Source organism: Actinoplanes sp. GCM10030250, from assembly GCF_042666575.1.
Classification (GTDB): domain Bacteria; phylum Actinomycetota; class Actinomycetes; order Mycobacteriales; family Micromonosporaceae; genus Actinoplanes.
Map to the genome: position 1 here is coordinate 52,945 of NZ_JBHTDO010000002.1, position 20,193 is coordinate 73,137.

The 20,193-nt window shown below is 70.7% G+C and carries 10 protein-coding genes; 1 reads left to right on the top strand and 9 read right to left on the bottom strand.

Going from position 1 to position 20,193, the window contains the following annotated elements; genetic code table 11:
- Positions 1-252 precede the first annotated feature (252 nt).
- The 6 genes from menC to ACFQV6_RS03425 form a co-directional block, all read right to left on the bottom strand.
- Complete coding sequence (menC, locus tag ACFQV6_RS03400) at positions 253-1,710, bottom strand: o-succinylbenzoate synthase (protein WP_378025823.1); 1,458 nt, start codon at positions 1,708-1,710, stop codon at positions 253-255.
- Complete coding sequence (locus ACFQV6_RS03405; RefSeq protein ID WP_378025824.1) at positions 1,707-2,558, bottom strand: GNAT family N-acetyltransferase; 852 nt, start codon at positions 2,556-2,558, stop codon at positions 1,707-1,709. Before ACFQV6_RS03405 ends, menC begins: the two co-directional genes overlap by 4 nt.
- A gap of 372 nt (positions 2,559-2,930) precedes the next feature.
- Positions 2,931-3,878, bottom strand: a complete 948-nt coding sequence (locus tag ACFQV6_RS03410) for an SCO2521 family protein (protein ID WP_378025825.1) — start codon at positions 3,876-3,878, stop codon at positions 2,931-2,933.
- The gene (locus ACFQV6_RS03415; RefSeq protein WP_378025826.1) at positions 3,859-4,911 is read right to left on the bottom strand and encodes an SCO2522 family protein; all 1,053 of its coding nucleotides are present in this window, start codon (positions 4,909-4,911) and stop codon (positions 3,859-3,861) included. Before ACFQV6_RS03415 ends, ACFQV6_RS03410 begins: the two co-directional genes overlap by 20 nt.
- Positions 4,911-5,837 carry an SCO2523 family variant P-loop protein gene (locus ACFQV6_RS03420; protein ID WP_378025827.1) on the bottom strand — a complete coding sequence of 309 codons (927 nt, stop codon included), beginning with the start codon at positions 5,835-5,837 and terminating at the stop codon, positions 4,911-4,913. The genes ACFQV6_RS03415 and ACFQV6_RS03420 overlap by 1 nt, the downstream gene beginning before the upstream one ends.
- 2 nt (positions 5,838-5,839) lie before the next feature.
- Positions 5,840-7,702 carry an SCO2524 family protein gene (locus ACFQV6_RS03425; RefSeq protein WP_378025828.1) on the bottom strand — a complete coding sequence of 621 codons (1,863 nt, stop codon included), beginning with the start codon at positions 7,700-7,702 and terminating at the stop codon, positions 5,840-5,842.
- Between the two features lie 309 nt (positions 7,703-8,011).
- On the opposite strand from ACFQV6_RS03425, the gene ACFQV6_RS03430 reads away from it, so the two are divergent.
- The gene (locus tag ACFQV6_RS03430) at positions 8,012-13,018 is read left to right on the top strand and encodes a pentapeptide repeat-containing protein (RefSeq protein ID WP_378026250.1); all 5,007 of its coding nucleotides are present in this window, start codon (positions 8,012-8,014) and stop codon (positions 13,016-13,018) included.
- A gap of 5 nt (positions 13,019-13,023) precedes the next feature.
- On the opposite strand, the gene ACFQV6_RS03435 is transcribed toward ACFQV6_RS03430, so the two are convergent.
- From ACFQV6_RS03435 to ACFQV6_RS03445, 3 genes are read right to left on the bottom strand one after another with little or no spacing between them, the layout of a single operon-like run.
- Positions 13,024-17,211 (bottom strand): SAV_2336 N-terminal domain-related protein, encoded by a 4,188-nt coding sequence (locus ACFQV6_RS03435; RefSeq protein ID WP_378025829.1) that lies wholly within the window; start codon positions 17,209-17,211, stop codon positions 13,024-13,026.
- A complete protein-coding gene (locus tag ACFQV6_RS03440; protein ID WP_378025830.1) occupies positions 17,208-18,227 on the bottom strand; it encodes an AAA family ATPase in 1,020 nt (339 codons plus the stop codon). The genes ACFQV6_RS03435 and ACFQV6_RS03440 overlap by 4 nt, the downstream gene beginning before the upstream one ends.
- Entirely contained in the window at positions 18,214-20,097 is a 1,884-nt protein-coding gene (locus ACFQV6_RS03445; RefSeq protein WP_378025831.1) for a trypsin-like peptidase domain-containing protein, read from the bottom strand. Before ACFQV6_RS03445 ends, ACFQV6_RS03440 begins: the two co-directional genes overlap by 14 nt.
- Positions 20,098-20,193: the final 96 nt, after the last annotated feature.

The window sequence follows — 20,193 nt, forward strand, 5'->3', positions numbered from 1 at the left end:
GTGGTTGGCGTTCGCAAGGCGAATCCCGCACCGCGCTTTCGAAACATAATCTGCGGATGTGTTGGCCTCCGCTCTCCATCACCCCACGCGATACCTTCGCCGGCGGAACTCTTTCTTCGCCTGTTTCATAAAGCTGCGGAGTGCATTCCGCACGGCCCATAGCATCGTGACGCATTCAGGGCGTCAGCGACGGCCTCCACGATGCGGGTAGCAGTCCGTACTGCGCGAATCGCTCGGGAAGCGTGCGAAGCCTTAGAGCAGCGGGGCAAGAGAGGCCGAGGCTTTGCCGCGATCCGGCGCGACCGCAGCCGTCCCATTGTCCGCGGCAAGCTCGGCTTTCCGCGCGGCCGGCTGGACCACAGATCCAGCGTCTCGCGCGGCCGGCTGGGCCACAGATCCGGCGTCTCGCGCGGCCGGCTGGGCCACGGCGTCAGCGTCTCGCGCGTCAGGCTGAACCGCGAATCCAGCGCCGCGCGCGCCCGCCTGGACCGGCTCCTGACCGTGCGCGGACCCGGCCTGCGGCTCCGGTGCGGGGAATCCGAGCCACGGCGCCTCATGAGGGCACACCGCGTCGTGCGGCGCACCCTTGCCGACCGGGATGGCGATCGGCGGCACCTCTCGGGCCGCCCGCTCCAGGATGTCGGGGTAGGGCCGTACGCCGATGCCGGGTTCACCGGGGACCGCGATGTGGCCGTCCTTCATGATGAACGGCGGTGTGACGTCCTGCTGGAAGAACCGGTCCGAGGCCGAGAGGTCCCCGACCAGTGTGAAGTTCGGCAGGGCGGCCAGCGCCAGGTTGGCCGCGCGCCCGATGCCGGTCTCGAGCATGCCGCCGACCCAGACCTGCGCGCCGTGCTCGGCGCAGACGTCGTGGATCTGCTTGGCCGCGAGGTAGCCGCCGACCCGGCCAGGCTTGATGTTGATGATGCTGGCGGCGCCCATCTTGATCGCGGTGATCGCCTCGGCGGGTGAGGTGACCGACTCGTCCAGGCAGACCGGCGTACCTTTCGCCAGGCGGCGGCTGAGCAGGACATGTCCCCAGAGGTCGTCGTAGGGGAACGGTTGCTCGATCATCAGCAGGTTGTATTCGTCCAGCCGGACCAGGTCGTCCAGGTCGTCCCAGGTGTAGGCGCCGTTCGCGTCCACCTGCAGCGGCACGTGGTCGCCGAAGCGCTCACGCACCTGGCGCACCGGTTTCTCGTCCCAGTCTCGCTGGATCTTCAGCTTGATGCGCTGGTATCCGGACTCCAGATAGCCCTCGACGGCGTCCAGGAGCTCGGGGACGGAATCCATGATGCCGACCGAGACGCCGGCCGGGACGATGTCGTGCTCCGCACCGAGACGGCTTGCCAGCGACACACCGGCCAGCTGGAGTTCAGCGTCCAGGATCGCGGTCTCCAGGGCCGCCTTGGCCATCAGGTGACCCTTGATCGCGGTGAAAGCGGACGCGGCGTCCTCCGCGGTCACCTCTGGCAGGTCCTGGATCAGCGGAATGAGGAACCGCCGCATCACGTCGACGGCGGCGTTGAGGTATTCGGCCGAGAAGCACGGCTCCTGCATGGCGACGCACTCGCCCCAGCCTTCGACACCCTCGGGCGTGCGGACACACACCAGCAGGGCATCGCGGTGGTACTCAGTCATGAAGGACGTGCGGAACGGCGCGACCAGGGGCAGCCGCACCACCCGGAGTTCGATCGACTCGACTCTCACGACTCGTACGCCGCGCTCATGCTGCTGGGCAGCAAAACGTACTCGCGGTCCTTGCTCATCCCCACGACCTGATAGCCGTCGGCGAACAGTGACAGGAATCGGTCACGGACCTCGAATCGCATGCGCTTCGCCTGCTCGGGTTCCGCTTCTCGAAGCATCCTGATGTCCTCCGGTACGGCGATCACCTGCGCGCCGGGCACGACAGCGGCGTGCCGGCGGAGCCCGGGATCCCCGGTCATCGCCTCCTCGACCCACTCCGAACGAAGGGGCCACTCCACCAGAAGACGATCGGTGCGGTCGTTGGTGTTGGCTCCGTCGTCCATCCGACCGTAGAAGTCGGGCCGGTACTCGGTGACGCGGGCGCCCAGTTTGCACAGGTTGAAGTAACCATTGCGGGAGACCAGCGGGTCGAACGTCCACGTGACGATGTCCAGGCCGTTGTCCAGGGCCCACTGCCGCTGGTGCCGTTTGAGCACGAAACCCGTGCCCCGGTTGCGGCCGGGCTGGTAGACGCCGGTGATGTGCGAGTGCAGCCGGTCCACCTTGCCGTCGCAGGCGCCGAAGACCCCCACGGTGCACCCGATCAACTGGTCGTCGACATAGGCCCCGGCCACGTAGTTCCCGGAGTGGGCGAGGGTGCGGAGCATGCTGGTGCTGATCACCTCGCCGCGCTCCGCGTCGCTCCCGGCCTCCCAGACGGTCCACAGCAACCGCGCGGCGGCCTCCAACTGATCGCCGGTCCGCAGCATGATCACTTCCGGACTGGCGCCCAGCGAAGCGACCCCGTGGGCATCCGGTGAGCCGGCCTTTTCGGCCCCCACCTCCAGCGCGGATCGCCGCTCAGCCACGGCACCTCCGGTCTTCACCACCGCTACCTACCGTTCATGCGCCGGAACGCAGAGCACAGTCTTTGTCGAGCCTGGAGTCATGACCTTGATCGAATGCCGGGACGGCTGATTACGCAGAAAAGCCGAGGCACGACCTTACGACATGAACGGCAGCGCTCCAAATAGCCTACTCGCCACTTCCGCGCCTGTTCAGTCGCTTTCGAAAAGGGGCATGACGACAATCTCGCTGCTCAACGACCTGGGCGCGGTTGATTGGATCTTTCCAAGATCTTTACCAGGCCGCCCGGCGCGCCGGGTCGTAATGCCCCGAACGTGTCGCTTTCTGGGAACTTACCCCTATGGCAATCCGATGAACCGTCAGCGACGTGCCGTTCACGGAAAGAGTGTGGGCGTCTCGGCCGACCGATTGACCAACGCGGCAGCCATCGCCATCTGATCCCGGATTCGCCGGACCGAGGCGTCCCATTGCCGGGACAGTCCGGGGCGGCCTTCGAGCCCTTCCCACACCGACAGGGCAAACCCGCCCAGCCGGGCGGCCGGCATCCAGAGGTGAAGCAGGTGGTCCACGGCCGGCCTGAGCCGTTGCAGGCTCTGAGCGGGCTCCTCGACACCGATCTGGCTCTGCTCGATGACGGTGAGCAGCGCTGTCAGGAGCCAATCGTGGAGGGCCAGGTCCTCACAGAGGTCGACGATGTCCTCGATCGACTCCGGACCGAGAGCCAGGCGCACCGTACGGAGACCGTTCTCGCGCACGGTGAACCGCACCTTGACGCCCTCGACGTTCGGGTCGATCAGGGCAGCCCAGCGCAACACCGTACGGCGTGCCCGGATCGGCAGTCGGCGGTCCAGCACCGAGGAGCTCTGGACATCGGTCACCAGCCGGTTGCAGAACGCGCCCATCCCCATGGTGGAGACCGGCTTGTCCGCCGTCAGATGCGCGGCGGCCACGCCGAGCAGATCAGCCCGTCCGATCGTCTCCACCACGCCGGGTTGCGCGAGATAGTGCGACCAGGGGCGCCGATGCCCGCCGGCCACCGGCACGATCCGGGTCAGCGCCGAGCCCTGGAGCACGCGTCCCCCGGTGAGGCAGACCCGGCCGGTCAGGGTACCCACGCCACGCACCCGCGGGCCGGAGCGGGAGACGATGCGGCAGTCCACCCCGGTGAAGGTCATCGGGCTGACCGCGAAGCCGATCGGGCGCTCATAGACGCGCACCCGCTCTCCGGGCAGCAGTGCCAGCGCGCTCTCCGCAAGCTCGCGGGGCACTCCGGCGGAGTGCCGCAGCGCCGCGGTCTGCACCTCACCGAGGACCAGCACCACGCACCGGTCCGGTGTCCACGAACAGATATTCGGTACGGTCGACCACCGCGGCCGGCAGATCGAGTTTCTCGTCGGTGGCGCGGGCCTCGATCTGTTCGAGCACCTTGGGGTCCACGGCCACCTGCTGGAGGATGGTCCGCACCGCGTTCTCGACCGGCAGGAAGAGCGGGGCGCAGACAGTCATGGTGCGGTACGCGCTGAACGGTGCCGGGTTCTCGGTCAGCTGCAGCACCATCGGCAGAGCTCGCCAGTCCTCCGGGAGGTTGTCGTTGGCGAGGTCGTCGTCGGGGAGCGGCTGCGGCACCGTCAGGCGGCGCCCGTTGTCCCGGAGGACCCCGAGCCGCAGGAGCTGCCAGACCGCCGCCAGCATCGCGCACGACCAGAGCCGGCCGTTGTCGCCGTCGCGCCACAACTCGATGTCGGCGAAGATCGAGTGGTTCACCGCCGCGTTCTCCGAGGGCGGCAGCCACGACGCCGCCCGCTTCATCGCCTCGTGGTGGTCGGTGGACGGCGAACGCTGGCCGTTACAGAGCCATCCGGTCTGCTGCACCGGGGGCCGCGCCCCGGTGGTCTCCGGCGGCGGGTCCTCCACGACCCGGGCCAGCACGAGTTCGGCCGGCGACAGATTGTCCGGCGGGTCCGCCATCGGCTCCGCGAGATCGGTGGCGGCCGGTTTCGCCGGGTCGGCGCAGCCGCTTTCCCGCGCCAGATAATCTATGGTCAAGCCGCTCTCCCGAGCCGCCGCACGCAGTTTCGGAATGAGTATCCGGGGCGAGTCCAGCTCACCGAAATAATCGTCGATCAGGACGCAGGTGCTGACTCGAGCGGTCTTTCTGCTGAGCGAGTCCTGACAGGCGGAGCGGGCCACGTCGGCCCATCGGCCGATGCGACGGAAATGGTCGACGAAGAACTTCACATCTCGATCCATGTCGGGCGCGTAGAAGTGACCCACCTCAACCGAGAGGTGCGCCAGCGGTATGGATTCGACCCGTGGATCGGCTGTCGATTCGAAGAATTCGGCGTCGGCTCTCATCAGCTTGCCCACATCTCGTCGTCCACCAGGCTGCTGGCCAGATCGTCGAACGCCTCCACCGTCTTGCGGTTCGCGATGTCCCTGGCGACGACATCGTTGTCAGACAGAAGCTGCTCTCGCCACTGCAGCACCGGATCGAGCGGGACCGAGCCGAGCAGCGACGGCAGGCCGACGTGGTTGTCCGCGGCGAGGCGGCGCAGATCCTGATCGCAGTCACGCAGCCAGGCCACCTGCGCCGGGCGCAGGCCGCGTAGTTCGGCCGAGTCGGGATCGACCACCGCGGTCCGGACGAACTTGACCGACTCGGCCAGCCGCTTACGGCTGTGGCCCGCGCGCTCGCCGACGTCGAGGATCCCGTCCTTGCCGAAGACCAGCCCGGACGCGGCCGGAATGTGCTGCCGGGTCCAGCGGTGGAAAACCAGCCAGCGGGCGATCACGCCACGCAACGCGTCGTCCGCCGTCGCCTCCAGGACGAGCTGAGTCGCGTACGACCGGCCGGCGCTGAGGTCGATCAGGCACATGTCGAACTCTTCGTCCAGCTCGAGGAGGAGCCGGATACACCGGCGCAGGGCTTCCTTGTCCGGGCGGAACTCGCCGCCGTCCTGGTTACCGGGGAAGAGCATCAACTGCCCGGCTCCGGGCGGCCGGTGGCGCAGGCTGGCCCGGGCGGAGTTGTTCCACACGTCTATCCGTCGGGGCTCCTCGAACGCCTTCTGATCGTTCTCCATCAGGTACGAATGCAACCCGCCGTCCCGGACGCCACGGGTCGCGTCGACGATCTGAAAGATCGATCCGGCGGTCGGTGAGCCGAAATCGAAGTCGAGATAGCAGACCTCGGCGCCGGCGAGCGCACGACGATAAACGACGTTGCAGCTCGTGACCGACCTCCCGGTGCCGCCCTTGTCGGACGCCGCGAAGACCAGCACCCCTAGTCCCCAACCTCGCGTTGCCGGGCCGCGGCGAGCTTGTCCAGCTCGCGCAAGACCTCCATGACCAGGGCAGCCGAGGTACCGGGGCGGGTCGGTAGCAGCACGCGCGCCCTCTTCAGGTTGCTCTCCTGCCGGCTCATGCTCTCCCGCAGCGCGGGACCGCCCTCGCTCGAGCCGCGCAACAACTCCTCGTCGAAGACGTCGTCGGCCTCGATCAGCAGCTCGGAGGCGAGCCGCGCCAGTCCCTCACCGGGTGGCGGCTCACCCCTGATCAGCTCGGCCGCGGTGCCCATGCACTGCACCACGCGGTTGGTGAAATACCAGCTCGGCTCCTCGCGAGGGGCCAGGGACGTGAACACGTTGCTCGCGTTGTCCCAGAGGCCGGTGCCCTTGCCCTTGCGCAGCCGGCGCCGGGCCAGGTGGCGCCACACGTCGTCGGAGAGGCTCAGCAGCCGGGCCCGCAACTGGTGGTCGTTGACCTGGCCGGCGAGGGCGAGCGACCGCCCGAGGAGCAGCGTGGCCAGCTCGCCCAGCCGCCACCCGACTTTCGGCGCACCGGGCACCACGGTCTCGGCACCGACCAGCCGGACCCAGGTCCCGGGCTGGTGCAACCGGAGCGCCGGATCGTTCTCCAGCGGCCTGCGCCGGATCCGTCCCCGGTCGGCCAGGTCCTCCAGCGTCTTGGCGATCCGCCTGAGCTCGTCCTCGGGGGCGTTCCGCTCGGCCAGCGAGTGCCGCACGAGGGAGAAGACCAGGAGGCTGTAGTAGTCGCTCTCCTCCTCGTCCGTGGTACGCCAGGGCAGCTCCTCGATCGGCCAGCGATCCGAGCCGAAGGTCGCGATCGTGGACCAGAACCTCTGCGCCAGCTCCCACTGCAACTGCAGGGTACGAGCGAGGTCCTGCTGCTCCTGGTCGAGGATGCCCAGAAGGCGCGTGTCGGTGTCGAGCAGGTCGCGGATGCCGTCGACGGCGACCACGGTGAAGTACAGGTACGGAGCGGACTCGGCGAACCCGGGCTGCGCATAAGCCGTGGTCAGCGTCTTGACCGGCTCGGCGCCCTTCACGATGCCCCAGGACCAGCCACACTCGAAGAGCAGGTCGCGGTCGGCCAGGAGGTTGGCCACGTCGTCAGCGATGCCGCCACCCTCCCGCGGGCCGGCCAGCTCCCGGAGACCGGCCGTCACGTCGTTCAGCGCCTGGCGGAGCCGGCCGACCAGCGCCGGGGAGTAGCCCTCTTCCGAGCTGACGGTCTCGCAGAGCGCGCGGCCCTCGCGGCTGTCACCGGGAAACACGCTGATCGTGAAACTGCGCTGCAGCGCGGCCATCGCCGCGGTGAGGCGTTTCCGCGTCTTGGCCTCGACCTCGTCGATCTCCTTGACGAACGCCTCGCGGGCCTGCGGCCGGTAGCCGCGCAGGAAGTGGATGACGGTGACGCAGAAGACGACGGAGGTCGCATAGGCGTCCACCACCTCGAGCTGCTCCTGCTCGGGCGTGGGCTCGGTGTCGTCGTCGGGCGCGGTGCTCACATATCGGCCGACCGTGAAGACCGGCAAGTCGTCGTTCTGTGGATCCGTGTAGCGATTCAGATAGACCGCGATCAATCGGACGATCTTCTGCGGGATCTCGACCGGGCTGCCGAACGCCGCGAGGGCGGCCCGGACGTCCGGCTTGGTCTCGTCGGGGCGGTCATAACGAATCCCGGGCAGCTTCTGCGGGGGCAGCAGCAAGCAGAGAAGCAGCTCGGAGTCGCTGATGGAGTTGCGCCCCGCACGGTCGTCCCAGAAGAAGGAATCCGGTGAACCGCAATATCTTGATATCGATTTCCACACCGACAGCAATTCCTGGCGCGGCTGAAGTCTCATCGGTCAGCATCCACCGTTCGATTTCTCCCTGGAATGCGGCGCGCGGCGACGCCAAGATCGCACGGCCGCCCTCAGGAACAGCTCCCGTCTGCTGCGCCGTAGCATATCCCGCCCTCCTCTCTCCCGGCAGCCCGTACATTTAGGACATACAGCTTTTTCACCCGTAAAAGGTAATGTGTTGCTAATGGATCATCGACAATTGGTAAGCTCGGCACCGCGCATGGTCATCTGACGGTGCTTCTGGACGCGGTCCGCGTGCCGCACCGCCCACCCGCCTCTTCAGGGGAAAGGCTCCCGCAAGTGGGAGGAATGCCGGTCAACGCACCACAGCCGATCATGATTCTGCACTGCCGGGACTTTCTGGCCACGGCGCGCAAGATCCGCTCCGAGAACCGTTCGCCGTCCGCAATCGTCGAGGACGTTCTTGATCAGCTCAAGGCGCCCGGTGCCACGGCTTCTCCCGATCTTGTGGTGATCACCGGAAATCTCGCCGAGCGCGCCACGCCGGGCGAATATGAAATCGCACGTCAGCTGCTGAGTGCCCTGCGTGACACGCTGGGTCTGGACCACCGGCGAATAGTGCTGGTTCCCGGCACCAGCGACGTGAACAGGCTCAAGTGCCAGGCCTATTTCCTCGAGTGCCAGGGCGACGAGAAGGAGCCGGCTCCGCCGTACTGGGAGAAATGGCAGCCGTTCTCCACCATGCTCAGCCGATTCCACGGGACCGAGTTGCCCAGGGACGAGCCCTGGTCCCTCACCGAGTTCCCCGACCTGCGGGTGGTCGTCGCCGGCTTCAACTCCACGATGGCGCTGAGCCACCTGCCGCAGGACGAGCACGGACTGCTCGGCCCGGAGCAGCTCGACTGGTTCGCCGACCGGCTGAGCGCCGGGGAGCGCGGCGACTGGCTGCGGATCGGCGTGCTGCACCACCGGCCGGACGGGCGGGACGTCGGCGCCGCGCGGCTCGCCGACGCCGACCGCTTCGCCGCGACCCTGGCCCCGCACCTGGACCTGGTGGTGCACGGCCAGCCGGACGAGCCCGCGGTCTCTCGTCTGGCCGGCGAGTGGGCACCGATCATCGGCGGGAGCGCCGCCTGGCAATTGATCGAGACACATGGTGACCACGTGCGGGTGCGGGCGCTGCCGGCCGGCCCGCACCCGGCCGGCAGTGACTCGATCGCGCTGCCACATCCCGCACCCCGGCGGCCGGACACCGTCGCCCACGAGCCCGCGCAGCTGACCGAGTTGCAGCGCGTGACCGATCAGGTGGCCGAGGTGTGCCGCCTGCGCTTCCCGGACGCCGAGGTCACGCTGGTGCCGCAGCCGGATTCGGAGCGGGTCGCCTACCTGCGGATCTCCCCCGACCGGGCGAACAACGACCGTGGCCCGGCCGAGCAGCATCCGATCGGTGTCTGCGCACCGGGCCCCGGCCCGGACGACATCGAATGGTTCGCCCGGGTGCTGGACCGATTCCGCACCGGGGGCACCGGGCGCACCGCGACCCTGGTCCACGCGGGCCCACCGGCCGGCAAGGACCTGATCGCGGCGGCACGCGGCCGGGGCATCACCCTGGTCTCGTTCGCTGATTTCCAGCTCGGGCCGGACCTCGACCGGTTCGCCGAGCGCCAGGCCGCCGCGCTGGACAGCGACCCGGTCTACCCTCCGGCCTCCTACGTGCCGCAGCGCTACACGGAGTTCCTGCCCGGCCCGCGAGCGCCCTCCGAGGCGCCGCCGTCCACCGACCTGCTCGCCTGGCTGCGCGACTGGGTCGACGCACCGGAGGGCCGCCTCGTGGTGGTGCTGGGCACATTCGGGCACGGCAAGACGTTCCTGCTGCACGAGCTCGCCCGGCGGATGCACGACGACGGCTCGCGGACCGTACCGGTGCTGATCGACCTGCGCGGCTTCGAGAAGGCTTACAGCCTGGACGAGCTGATCGCCGTCCAGCTCTCCCGGCACGGCCAGCGGCAGATCGACCTCGACGCCTTCCGTTACCTACGCCGGGAGGGCCGGGTCGCGCTGCTCTTCGACGGCTTCGACGAGCTGGCCACCCGGGTGAGTTATGACCGGGCCACGAACCATCTGGACACCATCGTGCAGGCCGCCGAGGATCGGGCGAAGGTCATCCTGACCAGCCGGGACCAGCACTTCCTCACCGACGCCGACGTCCTCGCGGCACTCGGGGCCCAGTTCGGCGCCGGCCGCCGGCTCGTGCGCCTCGCCGACTTCGACGACCACCAGATCCTCAGCTACCTCACCCACCATCTGCGCGACCCGGCCCGCGCGGAGCGCCGCCTCGAGTTCCTGCGAGAGGTCAAGGACCTGCTCGGGCTCTCCCGAAACCCCCGGATGCTCAGCTTCATCACCGATCTGGAGCTGGGTGAGGAGCCGCTGCCGGCACCGGACGACGCCCGCGACCCGATCACCGCCGCCGAGTTGTACCGGCAGGTGATCGAGCGCTGGCTGAGGTACGAGAGGGATCGCCTCAAGCGGCTGGGCCCGCGGGCACCCGACGAGCACGTGCTGATGGACGCGGTCACCCTGCTGGCGCTGCGACTGTGGGACTCGCCGGACGACAGTTTGAGCCGCAAGGACCTCGGTACCGCGGCGGCCACGCTGTCCGACCTCACCGTCACCACCGCCGGCGAGGCGGCCGGTCTGGAGCCGGAGGAGAGCGCCCATCTGCTCGGCTCCAGCACGCTGCTGGTCCGGTCCGGGGAAGGCCGGTTCACCTTCGTCCACCACTCGGTCCGGGAGTGGCTGATCGCCCGGCACATCGCTCGTCAGCTCACCGACGGGGGCGGCGCCTCACCCGGGCTGGTCGGCAAGTCCATGCCTCCCCTGATGATCGATTTCCTGTGCGATCTGGCCGGGCACGATTTCATCCGTAACTGGGCCGAAGAGGTTCTGGCCGTGCAGCCGACCGCGCGTGGCATGGCGCGCAACGCCATGGAGATCCTCGCCCACATCGGCGTCCCGTTCGCCCAGCGGCTCAACATGCCCGGCCAGGTGCTGCGCGGCAAGGACTTCTCGGGCCAGAACCTGGCCCGCGCCGATCTCAGCGGCGCCGACCTGACGAACGCCCGGCTCGTCGGCACCAACCTGCAGGAGGCGAACCTGAACCAGACGAACCTGGCCTGGTCCCGGATCGATCAGGCGTCCCTGCGCGATGCCGACCTGACCGCGGCGGACCTGACCGGGGCACGGATGCTCGGCACCGACCTCACCGGTGCGAACCTCACCCGGACCCGGTTGCGCCGCGCCGCGATGGTGGCGGCCGTCGGGACCGACGCCGACGAACTGCGCTCCGCCGACACGCTCGGTGCCGCCCTGCCCGGCGTGACCACCGCCGAACCACAGATCGCGTCGTCCGCTGTCGTCAACGCCGTCGCGGTCTCCTCCGCGGTGCGGCTGCTGGCCGGTGGCGGGGAGGACGGCGTCGTCCGGATCTGGGACGCGGCGAACGGCTTCCCGCTGCGGGTGCTGCCCGGGCACACCGGCCCGGTCCGGGCCGTCGCCTTCACCGCCGACGGGCGCTGTCTCGCCAGCGCCGGTGACGACGACGTGATCCGGATCTGGGACATCGCCACCGGCCGTACGGTGCGCGAACTCACCGGGCACAGCAGCCGCATCCGCAGCCTCGCCTACAGCCCGGACGGCGGGCACCTGGCCGGCGGCGGGGAGGACGAGAAGGTCCGGGTCTGGAACACCGCCACCGGGCGTACGGTGCACACCCTGACCGGGCACAGCGGTGGGATCCGGTGCGTCGCGTACCGGCCCGGCGGGCAGCACCTGGCCAGTGCCGGTGAGGACGAGTCGGTCCGGATCTGGGACACCGCCACCGGCCGTACCGAGCACACGCTGATCAGGCACACCGGCACGATTCACGCGATCGCGTGGGCGCCGACCGGTGACCGCATCGCCAGCGCCAGCGACGACCGGCAGATCTACCTGTGGGACGTGGCGGCCGAGGCGACCGTCCAGACCATGGCGGGGCATCGCGGCTGGGTGCGTACCCTGTCGTTCTCCGCCGAGGGCCGGCGGCTGGCCAGCGCCGGCGACGACGGCACCATCCGGATCTGGGACAGCGACAACGGCCGGACCGTACACACCCTCACCGGCCACACCGGGCTGGTGCACTCGGTCGCCTATTACCAGGACGGCCCGACCCTGGCGAGCGCCGGCAGCGACCGGACCGTCCGGATGTGGGACACCGTCGAGGGCCACGGCCTGCGCACCCTGCGCGGCAGCGCCGAGGACTCGCGGTCGCTCTGCTTCTCGCCACGCCGCGACGACCCGTGGCTGGCGGTCGGTTCGGACGACGGCTCGGTACGGATCTGGAGCCCGGTGGCCGGCGAACAGCCCCGCGTCCTGCGCCCGCCGGGTAACCGTGACGTGGCAGTTTCCGCACTGGCGGTCTCGCCGGACGCGCGGCACCTCGCCTGCTCGGGACCGGACGGCTCCATCCGCATCTGGGACCTGACCACGGACACGCTTGTCACGCCGTTCCTGCCGGTGCGACCCGGCGCGGTGCACTCGATCGCCTTCGCTCCCGGCGGACGGCATCTCGCCAGCGGCGGTGCCGACGACATGATCTACCTCTGGGACGTCGTCGACGGGGTGCAGGCGAAGACCTTCGCGGGCCGGCACGGTGCGGTCACCACGCTGGCGTTCACCCCCGACGGCAGCCATCTCGCCAGTGGTGGCCGCGACGGCACGGTGAAGATCTGGCCGCTGGGCGGCCAGAGCAAGCGCCAGATCGTGGTCCGTCACGCCAACCAGATCCAGGCGATCGCGTTCTCCCCCGACGGCCGCCGGCTGGCCAGCGCCGACGAGGACGGGACGATCCGGATCCGGAGCACGGTGAGCCGGGAGGCGCCGCTGGTCCTGAGCGGACACAGCGGCTCGGTGCACACGCTGGCGTTCAGCCCGGACGGCAAGCGGCTGGCCAGTGCCGGCACCGACGGCACCATCCGGATCTGGACCGTCGAGACCGGCCTGCTCGCCGTCACCCTGGCCGGGCGGACAGGCTGGATCCATTCGCTGAGCTACAGCCCGGACGGGCGGCACCTGGCCTGCACCGGCGGGGACCGGGCGATCAGGATCTGGGACACCGTTCACAACCGGCTCATCGCCCTGCTGGTGCCGCTGGCCGCCGGCGGCTCAGCGGTTCTGCTCGACGATCAGTACATGCTGGACGCCACGACCAGCGGCGAGTACTGGTACGCGATCGGCATGTGCCGGTTCGAGCCGGGTGAACTCGACCCGTACCTGCCGCAGCTGAACTGGGCACCGGCGGGCGCCCGGCTCTGGTGAGCCGGCTACTGGTTGCGTTCCAGGTGTTTCAGCACCTGGCGGGCGGCCGCCTCGACCTCCACGGGTACGGCCGGATCCGCGACCGCGGTCATCGCCCACCTGCGGGCGAGTCGGTGCCCGGCGAGGTCGCAGAGGAACTCGACCATCAGCGGTGACAGCTCGCGGTGCAGCAGCCCGTGCAGCCGCCCGGTGTGCCGCCCGGGCTCCAGGTACCCGGCGATCTCCTGAGCGACGAGCCACTCGAGGATCGAGTGGTCGACGAAGTGGAAGCGGTACGACGGGTCGCGTACCAGAAGAGTGCCCGCACCCAGCAGGCGCGCGGTCTCCCGCCGGCCCGGGGTGTCGGCGCCGGCGACGCGGGTCAAGACGTCCGCCGCGGCACCGAGCGCGTCCGCGCCGAGCGCCGGCTCACCCGACTCCCAGAGCCGCCGGGCCAGGTAGGTGACCGCCTGCGCCAGATCGTCGAGCCGGGTGGTGCCGAACCCGACCCCGCGGGCGTCCTCCAGCCACTCGGTGATCAGATACCGGTAGAGCCCGGCCACCGTCGTCTGGCCACCACCGGAGGCAGCCGAGCGCAGCAGCGCCTCATCGATGTGGGCGATGAAGGCGAGCATCCGCGGGTTGCGCGCCATCCCCATCAGGCCGCCGACCTGTTCCAGCAGCTCCATCCTGGCCTGTGCCCGGCCGGCGTCGCCGAGCCGTCGCACCAGGAACTCGCGGATGTTGTCCGGTCGCAGACCCACCAGCTGCATCCAGCGGGTGGTCACACCGGCCGGATCCCCGGCGGTGTACGGCCGCAGCGCGTCGGTGAGCAGATCGGCGTCCCGGCTCACCAGGATCACCTTGCCCCGGCCGGGACCGGTCCGCGCTCCCGCCTCCCAGTCCCGCAGGCGGTCGTGGACGGCGCGCGCCGCGAGGTCGTCGAGCCCGTCGCAGAGCAGCGCGACCCGGCCCTCCCGCAGCAGGTACCGGCCACGTTCCAGATTCACCTCCCGGATCCCGCCGCGAGCCAGGTGCAGTTCCACGAGCTCGTCCAGGCCGACCCGCCAGTCCAGGTTCCGCAGGTCGACCAGAACCGGCAGAACCGGGTCGCGACCGGCGTGCAGCCTGCGCGCCAGCTCCCGGAGCAGGAACGTCTTACCGGTACCGGACGCACCGGCGACCGCGATCATCTGACCCTCCGGCAGGGACAGCCAGCCACGGAGCCTGCCCAGGGCGCCGATCGCGGGGTCGGCCTGCCTCGCGGACCACTCCCCCGTCTGCGGATCGAGCACGACGCAGGGCTGCGGAACGTAGAGTGCGGCGGGGAACTCGGTGTCCGCCGCGAGAGCCGCGGCCTGCACCTGCGCGTATCGCAGAACGTCGCTGCCGAGCTGGAAGTCGGCGAAGCTCACCAGGCGGACACCCTGGCCGCGGGCCCGCTCCAGCAGTCCGGCGTCGTCCGGCGCCGTCCGGCAGACCAGCACCGCGTCGCGGCCCGGCACGCCGAGCCGGACGACGTCGTCGAGGAAACGGCGCACGATCTCCGGTCCCGGCTCGCCGTCGAAGACCCCGATCCGGTACGGGACACCGGAGTCAGCCGGCGTGATCACGAGGTATCCCGCCGCCGCGCCACCAGCCACCGGCCACGGATGCTCCTCGATCGGCACTCCGGGGGTACGGGCCCGGAACGCCTGAACCACCCGTGCCACCAGATCGGTCCGGTTCTCCCGCGGCGGCTCCGCGACCGGCTCCGGCACGGCGGCCGGCCACCAGTGGTCGCCGTACGCGTACGCCTGCTCCCCCGGCAGCACCCGCAGCGTCCCCGGCCGCAGATCCACCACCTGGAGCCGCCCGCCCTCGTCCCGGGCCGCTCCGACCGCCGGCACACCGGTGTACTCGATCTCCCGCACACCGCCGCCGTGCGCGTGCAGGACCACGTCCAGATGGGGCACGAGCGCCAGCGCGAAGTCGTCAGCGTCCCGGAGCCCTCCCGCGGCCGGATCGTGGTGGAGCGCACCCACTCGCAACCAGCCGCGTCTCTCGTACTCCCGCAGCCGGCCGGCGAACCAGCGAAGCTGATCATGGCCGAGCTCGCCGTACGCATCGCCCTCGCGGTGGCTGACGGCCATTGTGGAGTTGAGTGCGGCGACCACGGTCCGCAGGGCCGGGACCGGCAGCAACTGCCACGGCTGGTGCTGCTGGAACGGCGTGGCTCCGGGCAGTCGCGCGGTGAAGTCGGCGAACGGCTCCCACTTCGGCCAGTACGGCGGTATCGGCTCCGCACCCTCGGCGGCCTGGGAGAGGAAGTGCGCCTGGCAGAGCGCCAGGTTGACGTCGGACAGGCCGGGCACCGCGACGATCCGCCCGGCGGGCAGCGCCAGGGCCGCCCGCAGCTCGTCCAGCTGCCGGACGACCGCCTGGTACTCGGTCCGGGTCGCGCGCTCGGCGGCACCGCCGGTCAGCACCACGAGGTGCGGTGAGATCCCGTCCCGGCGGCACTGCGCGACGATCTCCGCGGTGGTGTCCCGGGGACCGGTCAGGTGCAGCACGGTGAGACGGGCGGTGGCTCCTGCGGGCGCACGCCGGCCGGCCGCAGTCGACGGTGTGCCGGGCTCGGCCACCGTTTCCTGGTCGCCGGCCAGGCGGCGCAGCACCTCGGTACGGACCCGGGCGAACGGCTGCCGCAGCGCCGGGAAGTTCAGGCTGCCCACCGGGGCCGCCACCACCGCGGTGAACGACGCGCCGGTCCGCTCGAGGTGCCGCTCGACGTAGCTGGAGACCTCGGCGAGCACCCGGCCCGCCTCGGCGTGGTCGAGCGTGCCCAGCAGTGCGTCGCGGATTCCCCGGCGGAAGTCGAAATGCTGCTCGTCACCGGCCCGCGCACCCATCGGCACCGGCTCGAGCAGCCCGCTGTAGAGCACCTCGGCCAGATGCGAGGGGCCGGAGTCGGGCACCATCACCGCCTGCACCACCCGCATCACCGCCAGGTTGAGCGGGACGGCCGCGGACAGGTAGCGGGCGAGCTGGTAGGCGGGCGCGGTGGCGCCGCCACGGAAGCGGCTCACCCGCAGCTCGGCCTCCCGCCGGGCGGCACCGGGCGCCGGGAGCTCGCCGGGCGGAAGGTCCGGCGCGAGTTCCGGCGGTCGGGTCAGCGGGAGGTCCTCGGCGACGGGTACGACCATCGCGTCGATGCCGCCGACCGCCCGGCCGGCGACGAGGTTCGCCCAGGGGCGCAGCCAGCGGGGTTCGATCTCCAGGACCGGCACCGGGAAGACCTTCTCCGGCCAGGGGCGGCGTCGCAGGGCGGAGACGAACCCGTAGTTCGCGGCCGGGGCGCCGGGCCGCGGGGCGGAGAGCCGCCCGGGGACAGGATCGATTCCGGTACGTGACCACAGCCGCTCCGGCAGCGGCTGGAGGATGGCGACAGGTGCTCGCGCCGCCCATCGCCCGAGCAGCCGGGCCGCCTCCCCGCTGTGCCAGGGACCGCTCACACAGTCGCTGAGCACCAGGAGCAGTTGCGCGTCCGTACGATCGGCCAGGCTGCTCAGCGAGCCACCGAACGTGCCGTCCTCGCGCAGGCGAAGGTTCACCACCCGCATGGTCCGGAACGCGCCGAGCCGTTCCAGCACGACCCGCAGCTCGTGCCCGAGCCGGGTCCAGACGCCGCCGACCGAGCTCTGATCCAGCACCAGGGTCAGGTGCAGCCAGCGGTTCGCCTCCGGCCGCCAGACCGGGGTCCACACTCGACGCTCGGCGATCTGCCGCGCGGTGGCGTCCTCGTCGATCGTGACGCGGTGGCCCGTACGTGTGCTGCGCTTGAGAGGGCGCAACGCACGCAGCACCCGTCCACTGTCCGGCAGGGCCGCGGCGCTGCGCAGCAGCAGCGGCCAGCCCGGCACCGGGTCCAGGCCGAGCGGAGCCGCTCCACCCGGGTCCCGCTCCACCGGCTCATCCCGCGGAGCTTCGCGCGGTTCCGCCGCCGGCTCGGCCGGCCGGGGCTTCGGCAACCGCACGTCGACCCGTTCGGTCGCGGTGTCCCCGGGCGGCGCCGGGCCTGTGGCGGGCCGCTCCGCCGGCGGTTCCGGGCCGGGTATCGCGCCGCTCACGTCCACCCGCATGGCGAGCCAGATCGCCTCGGCCACCTCGGCCGGGGTCAGCCGTACGCCGGCCGCCTCCAGGACGGCGAGCAGGCGCTCTATCGGGGTGCTCATCCCGGCGGCCCGTCCAGCGGGCGCAGGATCACGTCGCTCAGCTCGTCCCGGTCGATCCGGTGGTCACCACCGGCCCTCACCTGTAGATAAATCATGTTGAGCAGCTGGTCGATGGAGACCTGCCCCTGCTCGCGCCGGACCAGGAAGTCGTTGATCACGCCGTCCGCCTCATCGGCCGCCTCGTCGCCGAGGTGCGCCCGGACGATCGCCTGGATCCGGCGCTTGTCGGGCTCGGCCAGGTTCAGCTCGATGCACCGGCGGCGGAAGGCGGGCGGGAACTCCCGCTCGCCGTTGCTCGTCATCACGACGAACGGGAACTCGCGGCACCGGACGTACCCGTCCTTGATCATCACTCGGCCGCCGTTGTCGGCCGGGCGAACCTCCACGGCCGATTTACGGTCCGCGATCCGCTGCAGCTCCGGGATGGTGTACTCACCCTCCTCGAAGATGTCCAGCAGCTCGTTCGGCAGGTCGATGTCGCTCTTGTCGATCTCGTCGATGAGCAGCACGCGCGGCGTCCCGTACGGAGCGAAAGCCGTGCCCAGCGGCCCGAGCCGGACGAACCGGCCGATCTCGGAGTACCCGTCACCGGCCTGCCCGCCGGCCCGGACGTTGGCCTCCTCGATCCGGGCCACCGCGTCGTAGTGGTAGAGACCCGAGGTCAGCGTCGCCCGGCTGGTGATCGGCCAGCGCAGGACCCGGCCGAGGCGCAACTCGTGCGCCACCGCGTAGGCCAGGCTGGACTTGCCGGTGCCGGGGTCACCGGTGACCAGCAGCGGCCGGCGCAGATGCAGGGCCAGGTTCACCATCGTGACGGTGCTCGGGTCCGCCTGGTACGGCACAGCCCTGGTCCGGTACTGCAGGCGCTGCCCGACCGGAGCCTTCCGGTCGAGTACCGCCACCGGTTCCCCGTCGAACACCCGCCACGGTGGTGGTGGGGGCAGACGCCGAATCGGATCGTCATCGTCGTCGGCGACCCCGGTCCCCCGGTAGATCAGAAAGTCATCCGGTTGCATGCCCCTCCCCCATCGGGGACAGCATCCGGGGCCGCGGCAGCCGCCGGCCCGGATCGTCCCAGAGCAGTACGACGTCGTGCCCGCACTCGGGTTCGCCCTCGGCGCCGGCCCGGTTGCGCAACCGCATGATCCGTTCGGGTACGTCGTCCCGGCCGCCCCCGGCCAGCTCGGCCTCGACCGCCTTGGCGAGCCGGCTGCCCGGACAGTCCTGATGGGACTTCTCCGGCTCGCCGTCACACCCGTTGCGCCGCCAGACCATGACCGGTACGCCGCAGTACAGGCCGACCTCGAGCACCGTACGCGTGATCGGCGCCCGCAACGGCCGGGGCAATGTCAGGGCGGCCCTAGCCGGATCAAGCCGGAACAACGAGTACAGCGCCCGGTGGCCGCGCTGCTCCAGGCAGCTCACCGTGGTCAGCGCCGTGCCCATGTCCCGGTCCGCCAGAGCCTGCCAGCGCTGCCGCCAGTCCTCGGTACGCTCCTCCGGCTCGTCGAAACGCTCCAGATCGCGGACGACCACCGGATTGGTCTGCCCGAGAACCGACCACGGATTGCGGTCCGGCGCCTCGGGCCACTGCTCGACATCCTCGTCGAGCAGCTCGTACGGCAGGACCAGCTCGATCATCGGGCGCCCCTCACCGGACACGGCCCGGGCCAGTGCCGGCAGCCGCTCGCGCAGATATCCGCGGAGTTCGCCGAGGGAGCGGTCCGGTTCCTCGGTGGCGATCGGCACCACCTCGTCGGCGCCCGCGTAACGCCACAGTTCGCAGTGGTACCGCTGCCGGTCCTGCCCGGCGGGACGCACGTAGACCAGCACCGACGGCAGACGGGCCGGGCCGGCCGGTGCCGCCTGCCTCTCGCCGGACAGGCGCTTGGCCACCTCGTCCTGGTCGCGGCGGTTCCGCGGGGTCATCCTGGCCCACTGCCGCAGCAGCTCGGCGAGCAGAACCGGCTGCGCGGAGCGGGAGACCTCGATCGCGTACGTCAGCAGGTGCGGGAACCCGTCCTCGGCCGGCAGCAGCCCGGCCAGCTCGGTGACCACGTCGCCGTGATCGTGCAGCGGGTGCCGGGGCGGGTCGGGCAGGTCACCGGCGACCGCCCGGAACGCCGCCAGGTGCTGATCGTGGCCGGCCTCCGGCAGCCGGGCGAGGATGGCGCGCAGCTCACCCTCCGCGCGGCGGCCGACCGGACCACCGCAGCGGGGCAGCTCGTGTGCCAGGCCGGTCCAGCGCCGGTTGCGGCGGTGATAGGCCTCGTGACCTCGGCGCAGCAACCGGTACGGCCCGGGCTCCATGACCTCCCGAAGCGCCCGCACCGGAACCGCCACACCGCCCGAGGGCAGGCCGGGCTCCTCGTTCGCGGTCGCCTTGGTGATCGCGCACACCCCGCCGGTCTCCGCGTTGAGCACCGGGGCACCCGACATCCCCGGCGAGATCTCGTCGTCGATCAGCCGGATCATGTCGCCGTACTCACCGCCGGCCTTGAACCAGCCGGACTTGCGCGCGGCCTCCGGTGTGAAGGTCCGGGCGTGGCCGAAGACGACGAGCTGGTCCGACATGGCCGGAAGCTGGTCGTCCAGCCACACCATCGGATGCCCGGACGACTCGACCTCGACGAGTGCCATGTCGGGGTACGGCACGATCTTGCGGTCGGTCAGCGGTGAGGCCCAGCGAACGACGCCCGGCAGACTGGTGTCCCGCCAGTCGACGCGCACCACGTCACCGGGTGCCCCGGCGACGTGGGCACAGGTGGCGATCATCCCGGGCGCCACGAAGAAGCCGCTGCCGACGAGCCGCCCGGAGACCAGCACGAGACACTCCTTCACCAGCTTGACCAGCTGATCGGCCCCCGCCATCCCGGGTTCGCGCACGCTGCGCCCCTCCGTCCCCGTCCGGTCACTACGTGCAACCGTAATGCCATGGCGCACGGCGCAGAAGGCCCGAACTCGGGAGAAGCCGCCCGCGAG